The organism is Ligilactobacillus aviarius subsp. aviarius DSM 20655 (assembly GCF_001436315.1).
Taxonomy (GTDB): Bacteria; Bacillota; Bacilli; order Lactobacillales; family Lactobacillaceae; genus Ligilactobacillus; species Ligilactobacillus aviarius.
Genome location: NZ_AYZA01000021.1, coordinates 38,828 through 56,612 on the forward strand (window position 1 = coordinate 38,828; position 17,785 = coordinate 56,612).

17 protein-coding genes are annotated in these 17,785 nt (G+C 41.6%); 5 read left to right on the top strand and 12 right to left on the bottom strand.

The window, feature by feature from the left end; translation table 11 throughout:
• Nucleotides 1-100 precede the first annotated feature (100 nt).
• The gene (locus FC33_RS05300) at nt 101-1,144 is read left to right on the top strand and encodes a DUF1002 domain-containing protein (protein WP_057827587.1); all 1,044 of its coding nucleotides are present in this window, start codon (nt 101-103) and stop codon (nt 1,142-1,144) included.
• Between the two features lie 145 nt (nt 1,145-1,289).
• Here FC33_RS05300 and FC33_RS05305 read toward each other — a convergent pair whose 3' ends face one another.
• The 4 genes from FC33_RS05305 to FC33_RS05320 form a co-directional block, all read right to left on the bottom strand.
• Nucleotides 1,290-3,254, bottom strand: a complete 1,965-nt coding sequence (locus FC33_RS05305) for a PTS fructose transporter subunit IIABC (protein ID WP_057827588.1) — start codon at nt 3,252-3,254, stop codon at nt 1,290-1,292.
• A 19-nt stretch (nt 3,255-3,273) separates the two neighbouring features.
• On the bottom strand, nt 3,274-4,185 hold the full coding sequence (gene pfkB, locus FC33_RS05310) for a 1-phosphofructokinase (protein WP_057827589.1): 912 nt from the start codon (nt 4,183-4,185) through the stop codon (nt 3,274-3,276).
• Nucleotides 4,182-4,934 (bottom strand): DeoR/GlpR family DNA-binding transcription regulator, encoded by a 753-nt coding sequence (locus FC33_RS05315; protein WP_186806292.1) that lies wholly within the window; start codon nt 4,932-4,934, stop codon nt 4,182-4,184. Before FC33_RS05315 ends, pfkB begins: the two co-directional genes overlap by 4 nt.
• A 282-nt stretch (nt 4,935-5,216) precedes the next feature.
• Nucleotides 5,217-6,032, bottom strand: a complete 816-nt coding sequence (locus tag FC33_RS05320) for a Cof-type HAD-IIB family hydrolase (protein ID WP_235803895.1) — start codon at nt 6,030-6,032, stop codon at nt 5,217-5,219.
• Nucleotides 6,033-6,153: 121 nt separating this feature from the next.
• On the opposite strand from FC33_RS05320, the gene FC33_RS05325 reads away from it, so the two are divergent.
• Both FC33_RS05325 and FC33_RS05330 read left to right on the top strand, forming a co-directional pair.
• The gene (locus tag FC33_RS05325) at nt 6,154-6,495 is read left to right on the top strand and encodes a hypothetical protein (protein WP_057827591.1); all 342 of its coding nucleotides are present in this window, start codon (nt 6,154-6,156) and stop codon (nt 6,493-6,495) included.
• A 15-nt stretch (nt 6,496-6,510) separates the two neighbouring features.
• Nucleotides 6,511-6,750, top strand: a complete 240-nt coding sequence (locus FC33_RS05330; RefSeq protein ID WP_057827592.1) for a hypothetical protein — start codon at nt 6,511-6,513, stop codon at nt 6,748-6,750.
• 52 nt (nt 6,751-6,802) lie between these two features.
• Here FC33_RS05330 and yjeM read toward each other — a convergent pair whose 3' ends face one another.
• From yjeM to FC33_RS05345, 3 genes are all read right to left on the bottom strand, one after another.
• On the bottom strand, nt 6,803-8,305 hold the full coding sequence (gene yjeM / locus FC33_RS05335) for a glutamate/gamma-aminobutyrate family transporter YjeM (RefSeq protein WP_268888911.1): 1,503 nt from the start codon (nt 8,303-8,305) through the stop codon (nt 6,803-6,805).
• Between the two features lie 156 nt (nt 8,306-8,461).
• Nucleotides 8,462-8,968, bottom strand: a complete 507-nt coding sequence (locus tag FC33_RS05340) for a universal stress protein (protein ID WP_057827593.1) — start codon at nt 8,966-8,968, stop codon at nt 8,462-8,464.
• 243 nt (nt 8,969-9,211) lie between these two features.
• The gene (locus tag FC33_RS05345) at nt 9,212-9,955 is read right to left on the bottom strand and encodes a deoxynucleoside kinase (RefSeq protein WP_057827594.1); all 744 of its coding nucleotides are present in this window, start codon (nt 9,953-9,955) and stop codon (nt 9,212-9,214) included.
• A gap of 288 nt (nt 9,956-10,243) precedes the next feature.
• On the opposite strand from FC33_RS05345, the gene FC33_RS05350 reads away from it, so the two are divergent.
• Nucleotides 10,244-10,909: an NAD(P)H-dependent oxidoreductase gene (locus FC33_RS05350; protein ID WP_057827595.1), complete on the top strand. Its 666-nt coding sequence runs from the start codon at nt 10,244-10,246 to the stop codon at nt 10,907-10,909.
• Nucleotides 10,910-10,960: 51 nt separating this feature from the next.
• On the opposite strand, the gene FC33_RS05355 is transcribed toward FC33_RS05350, so the two are convergent.
• From FC33_RS05355 to FC33_RS05375, 5 genes are all read right to left on the bottom strand, one after another.
• Complete coding sequence (locus FC33_RS05355) at nt 10,961-12,796, bottom strand: DUF2207 domain-containing protein (RefSeq protein WP_057827596.1); 1,836 nt, start codon at nt 12,794-12,796, stop codon at nt 10,961-10,963.
• Between the two features lie 24 nt (nt 12,797-12,820).
• A complete protein-coding gene (locus FC33_RS05360) occupies nt 12,821-13,255 on the bottom strand; it encodes a zinc-ribbon domain-containing protein (RefSeq protein ID WP_057827597.1) in 435 nt (144 codons plus the stop codon).
• Nucleotides 13,245-14,426, bottom strand: a complete 1,182-nt coding sequence (locus tag FC33_RS05365; protein WP_057827598.1) for a hypothetical protein — start codon at nt 14,424-14,426, stop codon at nt 13,245-13,247. The genes FC33_RS05360 and FC33_RS05365 overlap by 11 nt, the downstream gene beginning before the upstream one ends.
• A 113-nt stretch (nt 14,427-14,539) precedes the next feature.
• Nucleotides 14,540-16,711, bottom strand: coding sequence for an AAA family ATPase (locus tag FC33_RS05370; protein ID WP_081037063.1), 2,172 nt, complete (start codon nt 16,709-16,711; stop codon nt 14,540-14,542).
• 124 nt (nt 16,712-16,835) lie between these two features.
• Complete coding sequence (locus FC33_RS05375) at nt 16,836-17,078, bottom strand: hypothetical protein (RefSeq protein WP_057827599.1); 243 nt, start codon at nt 17,076-17,078, stop codon at nt 16,836-16,838.
• 243 nt (nt 17,079-17,321) lie between these two features.
• On the opposite strand from FC33_RS05375, the gene FC33_RS05380 reads away from it, so the two are divergent.
• The coding region (locus FC33_RS05380; protein WP_235803874.1) for a glyceraldehyde 3-phosphate dehydrogenase NAD-binding domain-containing protein at nt 17,322-17,785 on the top strand (464 nt) is incomplete at its 3' end.

The following is a 17,785-nucleotide window of genomic DNA, read 5'->3' on the forward strand; positions in this document are numbered from 1 at the left end:
CGGCCCTTTCCTAATTTTTATTCTTGAAACGGTTCGTAAAATTCGTCCGTTCAATGCCAAAAAGTGATAAAATCAAACTATATTTGAAAGGAGAAGCGCGATGAAAAAGAAAATTATCTGGAAAACAATTGTAACTGCCAGTGCGGCAATTACCTTAATGGGAACTGCACCAACGGTTCTTAACCAAATTCAAGCTGCGCAAACCGAACAAACCGACTCAAACACGAACACTAACAGTCAATCAAATAATGATAAAACTTTAAGCTCGGCATACGTTGTCTATGGGGCCGGAACTTCAAGTGAAGTCCGTTCACAATTAAACAAGATTTTTGGCGTTGACTCGTCATTTAAGGAACTGACCGCAACGGCTGCTGACTACAATAAGTACATTGCCAACGGAACATCTGACACGACAAATGCCGCAATGATCAGTTCCGTTGCGATTGCCCCAAGCGATCCTGGTTCAGGGGTCAGAGTCAATATCAAAAATTATCAGGGTGATAACAACATTACCGAAGTAACGGCCCAACAGTATGCCATGGTTGCTCAAATGGCCGGGGTAACTGACGTAACGATCGTCGTAACTGCTAACCGACCCGTTTCTGGGGAATCAGCGTTAACTGGCGTTTATGAAGCCCTTGCAGCTAACGGAATTCAATTGAATACCCAAAACACTGCCAGTGCTAACCAGATGCTGAATGCGACCCAATCAGCGATCGATGCCAACAAGAACAATACTAAGTACCCGGGCCAGTTAATGGCTGCCGTTGGTGAAGTTTCAAAGCAAATTTCACAACAAAAACAACAAAATAACGGTCAAGATCTTGCAACTAAGCAGGATATTCAAGCCATGTTAAATAAAGCTTTAGCTGAACATGGAATCGCAAATGAAACAACGAATAACCAAAAGGACCAGATCACCAATGGGTTGATTAATTTCCAAAATTCACCAATTTCAGCTGATAAATCGTACACCAAGAACGTTGATAACACGATTCAAAACGTTAAAAATTCAACCGGGAACTTGATGAATAAAGCTAAAAACTGGATGAACAGCAAACAAGGTCAGGCTGCTGCGCAAGAGGCCAAAAATTGGTTTGAACGGTTCATTGACTGGATCAAGAGTTTATTTGGTTGGAATTAATACATTCATTTAATTAAACATAAAAAGAGGATGTGACTTGATGGTCACATCCTCTTTTTATTCGCTTTTCATATCATCGGGTTCCAAAACAAACGAGTTACTTGCGATACGAAGCTCGTCTTGAGCGTTTTGTCACCCTTTCTTTTTATTCATACGGATCTTCTGAAACTTTCTTCTTGATCAAGCCCATAATGATTCCGGCAACAATTGAACCGATTACGGTTGCTAAGATGTATGCCCACCAGTTAGTTGCTAATGGAGTTACCCATAAACCACCGTGCGGAGCCGGAACACCGATCTTCATCCAGCCGACAATTGCGCCGCCGACTGCTGAACCAACAATACATGATGGGATAACATGCAATGGATCAGCCGTTGCGAATGGAATTGCCCCTTCAGTAATGAATGAGAATCCAAGAACCCAGTTGGTTACCCCAGCTTGACGTTCTTGCTTAGTGAACTTGTTCTTGAACAAGACCGTTCCGATTGCAGTTGCAAATGGCGGAACCATTCCCCCAACCATAACGGCAGCCATTAAAATGGCAGCAGTTGTTGAGTGCGGGTCGTTAGCAAACGCACCTGAAGCAAACACATAAGCAGCCTTGTTGAATGGGCCACCCATATCGATCGACATCATTCCTGCAAGGATCATTGTCAATAGAACAAGGTTTCCGGTCCCCATGCTGTTCAAGAAGTGCGTAATTACCAAGTTAATGCCTGAGAAGATTGGGTTGATGATGAAGAACATGATCAAAGCAATCAACAGTAACCCAAGAATTGGGTAAATCAGCATTGGTTTCATTCCTTCAACTGATTTTGGTAATTTGGCAAATAACTTCTTCAAGCCAACCATGATGTATCCAGCAATGAAGCCGGCTGCAATTCCGCCTAAGAATCCAGCACATGCGCCGGCGTTGGCATGGAAGTTAGCCTGGTAAACGCCACCAAATGAGCCCTTGTAGACCATTGCCATGAAACCACCGACAAACCCTGGCATCAAGGCTGGTTGATCGCCGATTGCTTCAGCAATATATCCGGCAAGAACTGGAACCATGAAGGCAAAGGCCATGTTCCCGGCATTGTTCAAGAACTTGAATGCCAAACTGTGACTTCCGCCCATGTAGTTTTCAACAACAAATGAAAGGGCCATTAAGATCCCACCGCCGATAACGAACGGTAACATGTGTGAAATCCCGTTCATTAACTGCTTGTAAATGTTAGCCCATACGCCGCCATTTGATGATTCTTCGGCAGTTTCACCTTCATCACCAGTTGCATGGAAGACCGGAGCTTTTTCATCCAAGATTTCTTGAATCAATGCTTCCGGTTCTTTAATTCCGGCAGTAACTGGCTTGTTAACTAAGTGCTTGCCATCAAACCGGGCCATCTTAACCTTCTTGTCGGCTGCAATGATAACCCCCTTGGCACGCTTGATTTCATCAGCGGTTAATTCATGCTTAACCCCTTCTGAACCATTTGTTTCAATCTTGATGTCAACGCCCATCTTCTTGGCCGTTTTCTTCAAGTTTTCTTCAGCCATGTAAGTGTGGGCAATTCCGTTTGGACATGCTGTTACCCCAACGATGTATGGCTTATCGCTTGAAGCCGGAGCTTGTTTTTCAGCCTCTTCTTCCGCCTTGTTTTCAGCTTCCTTTTCGGCAACGGCCTTAGCAAAGATGTCTTGAACTTTGTCCGGCGTATCAGCTTTCTTCAAGGCTGCAACAACGTCCGGATTCATCAAAACTTGGGATAATGCAGCTAAAGCTTGCAAGTGAGTGTTGTCGCCGCCTTCAGGAGCAGCAATCATGAAGAAGAGGTGGGCAGGTTGACCATCCATTGAGTCATAGTCGACCCCTTCAACACTGCGCGCAAACATTACGGCTGGTTTATTAACTGCTTTATCGTGAGCGTGCGGAATGGCAATTCCATCGCCCATTCCGGTTGAGCCTTCTTCTTCACGCTTTAAAATATCTTTTTTGTAAAGTTCTTCATCATTGATGATTCCCTTTTCGTAGTAGTGATGAACCATTTCATCAATGACCCCGGCCTTCGTTGTGGCTTTCAGGTTCATGATCATGATGTCCTTCATCAATAACTTGCGAATATCCATGATGTTTTCCCTCCTTTAATTAGTATTCTGTAATTTTGATTTGTGGCAAAATTTCATCAATTTTGGCACGGGTTGCTAAATCTTCAGAGAATGCAGTGGCTGATCCGCTTGCAAGGCCATACCGAAATGCTTCAACCGGATCCTTGGTTTCAGCAAACGTCCCGGTGAAACCAGCAAGCATTGAATCGCCGGCTCCAACAGAATTAATGACCGTTCCCTTGGGTGCCAATGAGCGGTAAACCTTGTCCTTCGTAACCATTAAGCCGCCATCGCCCGCCATTGAGATCAATACGTGTTGGGCACCCATTTCAAGCAACTTCTTAGCATATTTAACAATGTCATCCATGCCGTTGAATTTCACGTGAAACATTTCAGCTAATTCATGGTTATTTGGTTTAACGACTAACGGATGTTCCGGCAACGTCTTTAATAAGCTGTCACCCGTTGTATCAATTACAAATTGAGCGCCCTTCGACCGGATGATTTTGATCAAATCAAAGTAAAAATCATCACCCAATCCTGGAAGCAAACTTCCGGCAAAAACAACCGTGTCATCCGCTGTTAAATTATCAAACTTTGCCTTGAACTGATCAAGTTCGTCAGCTGATAATTGCGGTCCCTTACCGTTAATTTCGGTTTCTTCTTGGGCCTTGATCTTAACGTTGATCCGGGTATTGCCCTTAATTGAAGTGAAGTCAGACTTTAAGCCCACCTTCTTTAACGCGTCTTCAACAAAGTTCCCCGTAAAGCCGCCTAAGAAGCCCCAGGCAACACTTTCGTGACCTAGTTCTTGAAGAATCCGCGAAACATTGATTCCCTTACCGCCAGGAAGCATGTTGTCATAATCCATCCGGTTGACTTCGCCAAGCGTTAAATTTTGTAACTGAACGATGTAATCAATTGATGGATTGACCGTAACTGTGTAAATCATTCTTGAACCTCCTCAACTCTCGTTTGATTCTTAAAAGAATGAAGCAGCTTTGCGGGAAGCTTTTCAACAATGATCGTTGCGGCATTTAATGGGGCAACGTTCACAAAGGATACCTTGTTAAATTTCGATGAATCAGCAAGGACAAAAGTTGCCTGCGATTTGGTCAATGCGTATTCCTTGATTGCGGCTTCATCTGGATCCGGTGTTGTATAACCATCCTGATCAATGCCGTTAATTCCAAGGAATGCTTTATTGAACCGCAATTTGCTTAACTGATTCAGTGCATCGACCCCCACAATCGCTTTGGTCGTCTCTTTCAAAAGGCCGCCCACCATGATCGTTTTAATGTGCCGTTCCGCTAAGGCTGAAGCATGCAAGATTCCGTTCGTTACCACCGTAATTCCTTGATTCTGCGGTAAATAATCGACCATTGCAAGGGTCGTTGTCCCGGCATCAAGGAAAATCACGTCTTCAGGTTTAACATGCTGCGCTGCTTGTTTACCAATCAGTTCCTTCGCATGCGGATGTTGGGACGCCTTGCCAAACATATCGGGTTCATTTTGCAAGATATAATTGATCTTTGCGCCGCCGTGGACCCGTTCTAACAATCCCTTTTCTTCAAGCGTTTGTAAGTCACGCCGGACTGATGATTCTGACCCATGGGTTTGGTCGCAAATTTCCTGAACCTTAACAAATTGATTGGTTTTCAGCATCTCCAAAATCATTTGTTGCCGTTCTTCTGCAAGCATTTTCATTCCCTCCACGTCAATAGTTTAGCATTATTAATGGTCAAATTCAATCACATTCGGTCAAATTCAATCATTTTTATTCAAAAGATGAGCAAAAGTGATCAAAAAAAGAGACTGAAACATAAGTCACAGCCTCTTTGCTATCTTCGTATAATCGGGCTCCAAAACAAACGAGCTGAGTGGTGACGCGAAGCTAATTCGAAAACCTCCGAATCTATGCTGACGCGATTCGTTCGCTTTTCTGCTTTCACCACGCTCGTTTTAAATGTTTTGTCACACCTTCTAACTCAACACATACTTTTCAACCGCTAATCCCAAACCATCATGGTTGTTATCTTCCGTAATCACTGAAGAAACTTCCTTAACATGCGGGTTTCCATTTCCCATTGCAACGCTGAACGGAATCTGTTCAAGCATTGAAAGGTCGTTGTTTTCGTCCCCCGCAACCATGATTTCATCTGGTTTGATTCCAAGATGGGCTGCCAGTTCCAACACCGCGTGTCCCTTTGTCGCGTTCACGTTGTTAAATTCCAAGAACCACGGTGCACTTCTGACGATTGCATACTTTTGATAAAGCTCTTCCGGAATCTGATCAAGTTGCGCCGCAATCTTTTCCGCCTGGTCGACCCACATAAATTTCGCGGCATCCATTCCCGTCGGTAAATCTTCAAGCCGCCGGTATCTCAATGGCATGTGAGTATAAAAGGCATCTTCAACCGAATACTTGCTGATGTCTTGATTCGTAACGTAAATTTCAGAGTTCAGCGTCACGACTTGACTTTTGATTCCGCAATCATCCGCCATTTTAATGAAATCAATGCATTCTAAATCAGTTAACCCATTTTCAAATACAACTTCGTGCTTTCCAACATTCATTGCTTGGGCTCCGTTGAACGTGATCGCATAATCATCATTTCCGGTTAATCCTAATTCTTCCAGGTAATCTTGAATTCCTGAAACCGGCCGGCCGCTGCATAATACAACATAAATTCCACGCTTCCGGGCTTCTTTAAGAGCAGCAACGGTCCGCGGCATGATCCGCTTATCATCTGTCACCAGTGTTCCGTCAATATCCGTCGCAATCATTTTAATTTTCATCAGAAAGCCTCCCTGCGATTTTTGAAATCGTTTTCTAATTAATTTTAGCTTACCATATAATCTTTCACTCTTTAAGATTTTTTTGTAAAATGAAAACAGATATTCTAGAGGAGGGATATTTATGTTTACAATGATTCCTGACGATTATCCTGAAGCAATTGCCAAGTTATCTTGGCTTAAAGCTCACGGATATCCAGATGCAACTGAAGAAGGCGTCTTACGCGACACGGTTCTTTCAGGAACCCAAGACCTTTTTAACGAAGCCCTTGAAGAATCCTACTGGACTGTTTTGTGGGATGTTCAAGATAAAAAAATGTGGGTGCGCGGTGTTCAAAGCGAACGGGTTGGTGAACTCGTTCCCCGGAAAGGATTTGAAACCTTTGAAGATGATTTCAAAGATGATGCATATCAATTCTGGGAAAACCTTGGAACCCAAGTCCGCAGCATCGTCGGCAGCGAATAAAAAGCAGGTGCAATAATGAAACATCTTAAACGTAATTTAATCCTGGTTTTCATTGCTGATACCCTGTTATTGATTGCTTGCCTCGCATTTACGGTTCAAAAATTCATTCACCATCCGCAAATGTCGCTGGAACTGATCATTTTACTGATCTTTGATTTTATCGTGTTAAGTACGTTCTGCTCGTTGTTAACGATTGCTGTTCAGTACATTATTCGCAAAATCAAAGCACGGAAAAAGCAAAAAGAAGAACAATAGAAAAAAACGGTTATGGTTTGAAAGCCATAACCGTTTTTCTTTCATCTATTTTCTAATTTTTCTTTTCCCTTTTCCGGCTTGAAACTTCATAGAAGATCAACGCAACGGCCCCGAAGAAGATCGGTCCGATTGCAGTCCAGAACGCTGTACTGTACTGATGAACAAGAATTGGTTGGATAATCGTAAATAAAATTCCACCCGAAAGAACGATCAAGCACAATGCAACGATCAGGTTTGTCCAGAATTTATTCTTGAAGAATTCAAATGGACGGTCAATGTCCTTCAACTTCTTAAAGAATGGGAAGGCCCCAACTAAGAACAAGTATGGGAACGTTGTTGAGACGTTTGACATATTTGTCAAAATCGTAAAGAATTTGCTTGCAGCTGAACCCCCAAATGAAATAAAGAAGATAAAGACGCAAACAACGATTGCTTGGATCCACATTGCAAATGCCGGCATTCCAGCCTTGTTCAACTTCGTAACCTTTTCAGGCCATAAGTCTGGGTCTGAACCCATAATGAATGACTTGATCGGTGAGTAAGTCATAATGAAAAAGCTTCCGATAACGGCAAGTAAAATGCTGAAACCAGTAAACCGGGTCATTAAACTTCCAAATAGCAATGCAGTGTGATGTGAAACGCCGATTGCATTTCCGAATGCAATCCCTAAGTTCCCCATCAAAACATATGTAACATTTCCAAGGGTTACTTGACCGCCACCAAAGACGTGCCGCCAGTTTGTACTAAAGCCCCACATGAAGATCGTTAAGGCGTAACCAACTGCAATGATCGCCGTTGCAAACAAAATTCCGCGTGGGAATGTCTTTTCCGGTTCATCCAAGCTATCCATGATTCCGCCCATGGTTTCCATTCCGCCGTATGCGAAGATTGCATAAACGATGAATGAAATCATCGCGATTGGCGTTGTAAATTGGGCGTTTGGTGAGTGAATGAATGAACTCATTCCGCTAACCGGTTGTGCTAAGTGGCCGTGGTTGAAGACCAAAATTAAAATACTAATGATCAAAAACAGACCGTTAACAGCAAGGTTAAAGGCGCCGCCGACCGTTGAGACCTTGGCGATCGCATCCATTCCGCGGGATGAGAAGAACGTTACGATCAAGACCCCAACAATTCCGATTACCCCTAAAGTTTCAACTGAAGATAATCCGAATAAGTGCCATGATGAAGTTGTATCTTTCCCGAAGATCACTGATGACAATGGGATACAGAAACTTGAAGCCGTTTGAACAAGCCAAACGATCCAGGCTGCCAACCAAATGAAAGTCCCAACAAAGGCCCATTTTTCACCAATCGACCCTTCAAGCCATGAATAAATTCCACCTTTTGCTTCTTTAAAAGATGATCCGTATTCGGCTAACATCAAACTGACCGGTAAGAAGAAGACCAGAGCAGCTAAAATGTACCAAATAATACTTGCGTACCCCATCTGCATAAATGCCCGGGGCGTGTTGGCAAACCCGTAGATTGATGAAATAATCATCATTACCAGGGTCGCCAAACCGATTTTTTTCGTTTTCGATGATGATTCCACGAATTAAAATTCCCTTCAAATTAAAATATACAGGTAAAATTATAGCACTCTAAGAAAAGATGACAAAATTCATTGACAATTTTAATTTTTATTGATAAAAAAGCGAGGCTGGAGCTTATGATCCAGTCTCGCTCAAATGCTTATTACTTTTTAATGTTATTCGTCTTCAATATCTTCCATATCTGCTTGGATTTCTTTAGCCGTTGATTCCGGTGTCCGCGCAATCATGACATCGCACTTCGCGGTCCGCATTACGTATGATGCAACGGAACCAACAATGATCCGCTTAAAGAAGTTCTTCCCGGTTTCCCCAACGATGATCAAATCGTTCTTATATTCCGGTTGAAAATCTTCAACAATAACGGTTTTCGGATTTCCGAACCGCAAGTGAACGGAAACTTTGTCCTTTGGCAACCCTTCTTCGATCAGGTGCTCTTTCAAATCATTGATGTATTGTTCACATTCTTGTTCTTCTTTATAGATGCGTTCGCCATCAAGGGTGATTCCTGCATTACCGTATTCTAACGAATTCATGTCAAGCACCCATAAAACATCAAGGTGAGCATCATTCCGCTTAGCAATGTTTAACGCATCCATCAATGCAATTTCTGATCCCTTTGAGCCGTCGATTCCAACTAAAATATTTTTGTAGCCTAATGCCATGACCAACACTCCCATCCACTTATCTATTTTTATGATAACTTTATCATATTGAGTTTTCAAGTAAAGGTTTTCATTTATTTAAATATGGTAAAAGAGGTTGAGTAAATGCTCAACCTCTTTATCATAATCGGGTTCCAAAACAAACGAACTACGTGGAAGGGCGCAAACCTCCGAATCTATGCTGCGCGATTCGTTCGCTTTTCTGCTTCCACCACGCTCGTTTTCGATGTTTTGTCACACCTTCTATTCTTCATCCAGCAAAATCTTATGCTTTTCTTTCAATTCAGCAGCCTTTTCTGCCGTTAAATTGCCAAGTTCAACTAACTTGTCTTCGATCATTTCTAAGACTTCGACCCGGTCTTCCATGTTCGTAACAAAGTCATACTTGTCACCGTCGATCACTAACATTGGTGATGCATCATATTCATCACGCCAAATATCGTATTGCTTAAGCAACCGGTGATAGTAGTCAACCAATGACGGATCGTTTTCAACCAATTCATATTCCCGGCCGCGCTTTTCGATTCGTTTGAGCATCGTATCATATGAAACCTTGATCGTAATCATCAAGTCCGGTGATTTTTTGTGCGAAGCAAATGGAAGTTCTTCCATCATGTTTGCAAGCAAGCTCTTATAAATATCGTATTCAACTTCCGTCGCATTGCCCATTTCGGTGTTCATCCGCATGAAGATTTCGTCTTCGTAAATTGAACGGTCAAGAATATTGTTATCTTCTTGCATTGCTTGCTTGATCATTGCAAACCGCCGATTTAAGAAGAATGTTTGCAACAAATATGCATATGGGTTAGTTGCTTCTTCATCGCCGGCTGCCCGTTTCTTAGCGGCAATTTCGTTTCCCTTATAAAAAAGCGGTAAGACCGGATTGTCCTTTACCGGTTCATAAAATGCCTTAGTCTCTAATTCATCTGATAAAATTTCCGTTAAACTTGATTTACCAGACCCAATAATTCCTGAAAGTGTAATCAAAATGATAGATGCATCCTTTCTTCCGGGTTCATTGTCTCCCTTGATTTTCTTGTTTGCGATTCATAATTCCGTTAACAAGCACTCTTAATCATACGCCGATTCCCATGAAAAATAAAGCTACATTTTGGGGGTCGCAATTCATCCAATCACTAGATATGGTAAGTAAGAAAGCGGATTTTTCGGAAATCCCGTTAGCAAATTTTAAAAATTTATTCGCAGTTTTTTTGCATTCATTGCTGATTCAATATGGTAAAATAGCTCTAACAAAAAGTAAGTGAGGTAATTATTATGAGTACACAAGAAGAACGCCAACATATTATCGATGTTTTTCACCGGCGGTATGCAACCAAAAAGTTCGATCCAAATAAGAAAATCAGTGACGCGGATTGGCAAACGATCACTGAGGCTGGACGGTTATCCCCAAGTTCCTTTGGCTATGAACCATGGAAATTTCTTTTAATTGAAAATCCTAAAATCAAGGAAGATTTGAAAAAAATCTGCTGGGGCGCAGTTAACAGTCTGAACGGGGCCAGTCACTTTGTAATCATCCTTGCCCGGAAGAACGTTACGATCAATAGCCCGCACGTTAAACACATGATTGAAGACGTGATGGGCGTTAATTTCGACGTTCACTCACCCCGCAGTGAAAAATTCAAGAGTTTCCAAGAAAACGACTTTGATTTAAACAGCGACCGGGCATTATTTGACTGGGCAAGCAAACAAACTTACATTCCGTTGACCAACATGATGACGGTCGCCGCTGAACTTGGAATTGACAGTTGTCCAATTGAAGGCTTCAACCGGGCAAAGGTCGACAAGTATTTAGCTGATAAGGGAATCATTGATCCAAATAAATTCGGCGTTTCAGTAATGCTTGGCCTTGGCTACCGTGATCAGGAACAACCAAAGAAGACCCGGCAACCAATGGATGAAGTACTGGAAGTCATTAAATAGTTTTATTGATAAAAAAAGATTGGGTTTCGTTTTGAAATCCAATCTTTTTTGTTAAAACGCTCCGCCACCAGAGCCACCGCCGAAGCCGCCGGAACTGCCTCCACCAAAGGAATCGCCCCAAGCATCAAAAGCACTCCAAGAACTTCCACTATTAACACTTACATTATGGAAAGCACTTGAAAAAACATCAATGTACATGGTTGTAAAGTAGAAATAATTGTACAACGCTGACGTACCAAGATCTTCGCCAAAATCAATTCTTAATTTTCGTGATAATTCTTTTGCGTTTCCAAATGCCGTTGCGTATGGTAAAACATCCGCCCATAACGTTAAATCCCCCATTTGAGCAGTATCAAAATGAGTAATGTCGTCAATCATCTTTTTAAATCCAACAACTTTAACGTATAACTCTTTTCCGTTAGCCGTTAACCGCCATTTCAAGAATTTAAAATATAAATAATAAATTCCAAGCACAACGATTGGGATTGCCAACGTAACCCACTCGATTTTAAATGGTTCAAATACCCATGCAACTAAAATTGCAATACCGATTGCATGCAGCAAAGTCAGCCGCAAACTATATTCAATCTTATTTTCATCTTCACTAAAGACATCTAACGCTTGTAGTTGATCAATCTTATCCTGCTGCCAATCACTGAATTTTTCCGCTAAGTTACTAATATCATCATAATCCTTGATTGCTTTTAAAGTAAATGATGTTCCATCGCCAACATCTTCAAATAAACTCTTAAGCAGCTTGGCATCAGCTGTATTCGTCTGATAGTAATTTTGTATCCATTCATCATCGTGAATACTAATTCGATAATCCCCATTTTGCTCGTCAAAACTAATTCGATGTTCAGCAACCAATGACAACAAATATCCTGAAAAAGCTTTTCCGTCTGGGCGATCGCCTTTGCGCCAAATCATTTGTGCAAGCGGAACTGAAACCGCTGGGATTTCAAAGTTGTGCGGAATCCGACTTAAATGTGGCCAACTAACAACTTTCTTTTTTCGTCCTTTCCAGTTTAAGAAAATAATCTCGCCAATCATAAACAAGGCCATTAATAACGGAATTCCATACAATCCGCCGTATTTTCGAAATGCCTCATTTTGACTAATTTTCTTTTCCTGTTTAACAACTTTCTTTATTATGAATGAGTCTTTCTTGTTTGAATTATCCTTCATCAAACTTAGCGGAATCAACATATCAGCTTCAACAAAATCATTTTCAGGAATCTTTGTATTTTGAATCTGTACCCCGTTGAAATCCGAATTAACCGTTGCATGATAGTCAAACATTGGTCCGTGATACCATACATAATTTGCTGCCCATTTTCGAGGAAGTTTTCCTGGAAGCCAAATATTGATTGTTACATTATGCAACGGAACATCCCAGTGATTACCAATTACTTTCCAATTCAACCGAGCGGCATCCTTATAATTTGTTACTGCTCCATGAATTATATAATGATAAGTAACGGTAAGATCATTATCCGAAACTTCATGATAAACCCTGAATTTTAAAAGATTATTATTTTGGACAACTTTACAAGTATTATTTTTACCAGAGTCATTAATCGGAACGTTCAAATGGTGAGGTTTTGAATCGTCATCATTATAATTCAAATCAACGCTGATACCTGATGCTCCTTTACCTGGCAATTCCTGACGATAATAAACACCATGAAAGTCATTTTCAAAATCATACAAAACCGAACGGGTCACTTCAGCATCCCCATTGGGTAGAATTATAACGTCAACGTCCATCTGATTGATCTTATAATCATCATCGTCATCGGCATGAACGTGTCCAAAATTCAATCCGATTATTCCTAAAAAGGCCACGATCAAAATCGTGAGCCATCGCTTACTCTTCTTTTTCAACTAACTTACTCCTTGCTTTCCAAGTTATTTTCGAACCTTTTTAATTATTAACACGATCACCAACAACGGCGCATAACCAATCAAAATGATTGGTAGCAGCACCGCAAAGATAGCGGGTAAAATTGCGATCCATAATGCTCGCTGCCACATTTTCTGGTTAGCCTTTGCCATCGCTTCCTGATCATTTCCCGGGTGATGTTGAACGACCGTTTGCCTTTCTGTTTGGTGGCAATGCGGGCATTCGCACTGATATGCCAGCTGGTTATCAACTAACTGGTATTGGAACTCTTCAATTTCCCTTTTCGTTTTTGAAAATTCTTGACCGCAATGCCTGCACTTCAGCCATACCTTGACGGCTTTTGATTGGGCGTTCATTACCACTCCCAAATACAGCATCCAGCCAAAAAGGTTAATAAACGCAAGGATTCTTAAAACGCTGGCGATTTGATTAATCAGCATTCTTCTTCACCTGCTCATCAATTTCAATTTTGACGTTATACTTATCATCTTCGTCCTCAACGATCCCAATCATCGTATCAAAAAGGATCAAGATCCAGCCAAATGCCAAGATAAATGCGATCAATTCAAAGGCCGTCAGCGAAATGATATGCAACGGTTTAAACATTAAATCAATAACCACCAGGCCAACGCACATTCCGTATGACAACGCCAAGAACCGTTTACCGACTTCCGGCAATAACCAGCGAATTCCAATAATCAAAATAATAATCAAGTAAACCAAATAGCCGGCAACCTTGTCGTGTAAAACGTGGAAATTAGCATTGTTTGGGAATAAGCCGACTGCGCCAACGTCAAGGGCCGTAACGGTTAAAATGATCCGTAAAGTGATCGTCCGCCATGTATTTTTCACAACTGCCCGCAACGAAACGAAAATATAATCAACCAGTGCAACCATCAATAATGATGAGAAGACCAGTGTTAAGTTAAATTGCCAGCTATTATTAGCATGTTTGGTCCCTAAAAAACTAAGATTGTGCTGCCACCAATTCCGGCCGTTTGACGCCATCGACATGACTGCGCCACTGGTGATCACTAAGATCATGATCGTTGTCAGCATGCCATAATTAACTGCCAACCCGATCCGGACCATGATGTAGTTGATTGCCGTTACAAAAACAAAAAACAGCATCATTGCGACCACGTGGCCAAAGGTGATCCCGGTAAATAACCGGCTTAAGCCCCACGCAATTCCCATTAATGCCAAGGATAAAATCAACACAAATGAAATTACAATGACCGGGAACGTTCGCCAAAAGGTCTTTGCCGAATACGCGACCGTGATTTTCTTCCGGTTGGAAATGAAATACGCACTAAAGAGGATCATCCCTGACAGTCCGCCAAAAACGATCAGTCCACTGGCAATCGAATTTGTTCCAACCAATGGGACCTGGTGCAAATGCATCGCGTTAATGAAGATCCAGAACGCAATGCTCGTTAAAATTGAAGCAATTAAGATCCAAATCACATTAAATTGCCGCTTGTTGCTGTCATGATTTTTCTTTTTTAACCGAATTTCGCCATTTCGCGCCGTAATTTTAAAATCATCATCGTTATGCAAGTCATATTTCTTTACCAGTTCATCAGGCACTGAAATCTTGATTTTCGCCATTTTAAGGTTTCCTTTCTGAAATGTATCTGTTTTTCATTATAACAGATTCATTTTGAGAATTCGGGACAAAAAAATAGCAGTGTCTGAAATGACACTGCTATTCTCATTCTTAACTATTTATCAGCTTTTTCATCATCGTTCTTTGATGGTTCTGCCTTTGAATCCTTTGTTGAATCATCGGCTTTTTCGGCTGACCGTTCGCTGATCACTAATTGACCATCCTGCATGTCAGCAGCTAAGTGTTTAACATCGGGGTTGTCCAAGTAGAAATCAGTTACCTTGTCACGAATCTGTTGTTCAATTACGCGCCGTAATGGACGTGCGCCCATTGCTTCATCGTAACCTTGTTCGATCAAGTAATCCTTTGCCTTGTCTGAAACCGTTAAATCAATGTTCTTCTTGGCTAATGTTTGGTTAACTTCGTCAAGCATTAAGTTAACGATCTTCTTCAAGTCGTCCTTTGTCAAATGTGAGAATTCGATTACGGCGTTGAACCGGTTCAAAAATTCTGGACGGAAGTATGGAGCGATCCGTTTCATAATGTCTTCGTCCTTCTTTTCATTGCCGTTTGGTTCTTCGTTGCCGAATCCAGCATTTGAAGTTGCAATAATTACAGTATTCTTGAAGTTAACGGTGTTCCCTTGACCGTCTGTCAACCGACCATCGTCTAACACTTGAAGTAATAACGTAATTACTTGCGGATCAGCCTTTTCAATTTCATCAAGCAAGATGATTGAGTATGGGTTCCGCCGTACGCGTTCGGTTAAGGTGTTGTTATTATCATCATAGCCAACGTATCCGGCAGATGTTCCGATCAATTTCGATACCGCTGTCCGGTCTGAATATTCTGACATATCCAACCGAATGATGGCATCCTTTGAACCGAACATGTCCAAGGCTAATTGTTTAGCCAATTCTGTCTTTCCGACTCCTGTTGGTCCAACGAACAAGAAGCTTCCGATTGGACGGTTGCCTTCATCAAAGCCGGCCCGGTTTCGCCGAATTGCCCGTGCAACTGCGTCGACCGCTTCGTCTTGGCCAATTACCTTGCCTTTCAACCGCGTTCCGATTTCCTTTAAGCGTTCAATGTCGCTTGCGCCCATCTTTGAAACCGGAATTCCAGTTAACCGTTCAACTGCTTCGGCCACATCATTGACCGTTGCCGTTACCTTTTGTTCTTCAGCGTGATCATCAATTTGTTTTTGCAACTCTTTGATCTTGGTCTTCGCATTCAAAGCTGCTTCGTAGTCTTCTTTTTCAGCAGCCTTTTCTTGCTTTTCTTTTTGAGCAGCAATTTCCTTTTCAATTTCCTTCACGTCAGTTACCGGATGTTGAGCTGCCAAGTGAGCAGCGGTCATATCGATCAAATCGATTGCCTTATCTGGTAAGCTGCGTTGCGGAATGTATTGAATTGAATAATCCACAGCAGCCTTTAAAACCTTATCTGGTAATTCAACGTTGTGGTGTTTTTCATATAATGGCCGAATTCCTTGCAAGATCTTGAATGTATCTTCAGCAGATGGCGCGTTCACCGTTACTTCGTTAAACCGCCGTGCTAATGCCGCGTTCTTCATGATCGTATTGTGGTATTCATCTTGAGTCGTTGCCCCAATGACCGTGACTTCACCACGTGACAATGCAGGTTTCAAAATGTCAGCCATTCCCTTTGAACCGCTGCCGTCACCCATTCCACCGGCACCTAAGATTTGGTGGATTTCGTCAAAGAATAAGATCACGTTGCCACGTTCCTTAACTTCCTTGATCAAGTTTTGAATGTTTTCTTCAAAACTGCCCCGGAATTGTGTTCCGGCTTCAAGGCCTGAAATATCAATACTGATAATTTCCTTGTTCTTGATTGCTGCGGGAACATCGCCATTAACGATTGCTTGAGCTAAGCCTTCAACAACGGCAGTCTTCCCAACACCCGCATCACCGACTAAAACAGGGTTATTCTTTGTCCGCCGTGATAAAATTTCAGCGGTTTCTTGAATTTCCTTATTTCTGCCGATTACCGGATCAAGTTTACCGTCACGTGCTTCTTGCGTTAAGTTCCGGCCTAATTTTTCAAGAATGCCATCTTTTTTACCTTTGCCAGCCATTTTACCTTGTTGAGCATTGACGCCCTTTGGTAACTTGCCAGTCTTCCGGTATTCTGCAAATTCTTCAGGGGTAACTTCCCGGCCGTTAATTAAATAACGTTTATTTTCTGAGTTAAATCCGTTCATGCCACCCATTAATTCATTAAAAATATCATCCATATTATCAAATGGTCCCATGTTAGCCATAGTCTATCCCTCCAAAAATTCTTTCTTAACATATTCTGTCAGTGAGATTTTCCAACAAAAAAGTCCGACTGATACACAAACCTAAAGTGACTCAACCAAGACTTTCCGCGGTTACAAAACCTTACTATTCGTCATTTTCTTCGTCATTCAGTAAGTAGCCTTCTTCCAGCTCCTTGAGAACCTCCCACATCATCTTGTGCTGCGCCTGTGCCAGCGCATCCAAGTCGCGAAGATTCATCGACGTTGCCTTCGACTGCTCCTTATTGAATGACTTGTGTAGAGTTGTGTAACCGTAGCCCGATATTTTAGCTACGCGGTAGATCGTCAAATCTTGGTGATCGAGGTAACTTTTAATATCGATTTTCATCTCTATCACATCCCTACGTTTATTAGTATATCACATATGTAATATATTACAAGTGTGGAACTTCACAAAAGTGAAATATTTTTGATTTTATTTTTTCTTCCTATATATAGACGATGGTCCAAATTTATTTTCAAGATTCAAAGCGTTTTTCTTTTTAAATTTTTTAACAAAGAGTTATAATTAAAAACGTGTTAAGGATGATGTTTACATCATTCAAATTTACCTTTTAGGAGGAATATTAATATGACTACAAAAGTAGGTATTAATGGTTTTGGTCGTATCGGCCGTTTAGCATTCCGTCGGATTGCTGAAGTTTCAGATGACTTGGAAATCGTTGCTATCAACGATTTAACATCACCAGCTATGTTGGCTCACTTATTGAAGTACGACACAGCTCATGGTCAATTTGATGCAGAAGTTTCTGCAACAGATCATTCACTTATCGTTAACGGTAAGGAAATCCCTGTATACGCAGAAGCAGATGCAACAAACATTCCTTGGGTTAAGAACGATGGTGTTGAATTAGTACTTGAATCAACAGGTTTCTACACATCAGAAGAAAAGGCATCAGCTCACTTAAAGGCTGGCGCAAAGAAGGTACTTGTATCAGCACCAGCTGGTGACATGCCAACAGTTGTATACGGCGTAAACGATGACATCATCACACCAGATGCAGACATCATCTCAGCTGCTTCATGTACAACAAA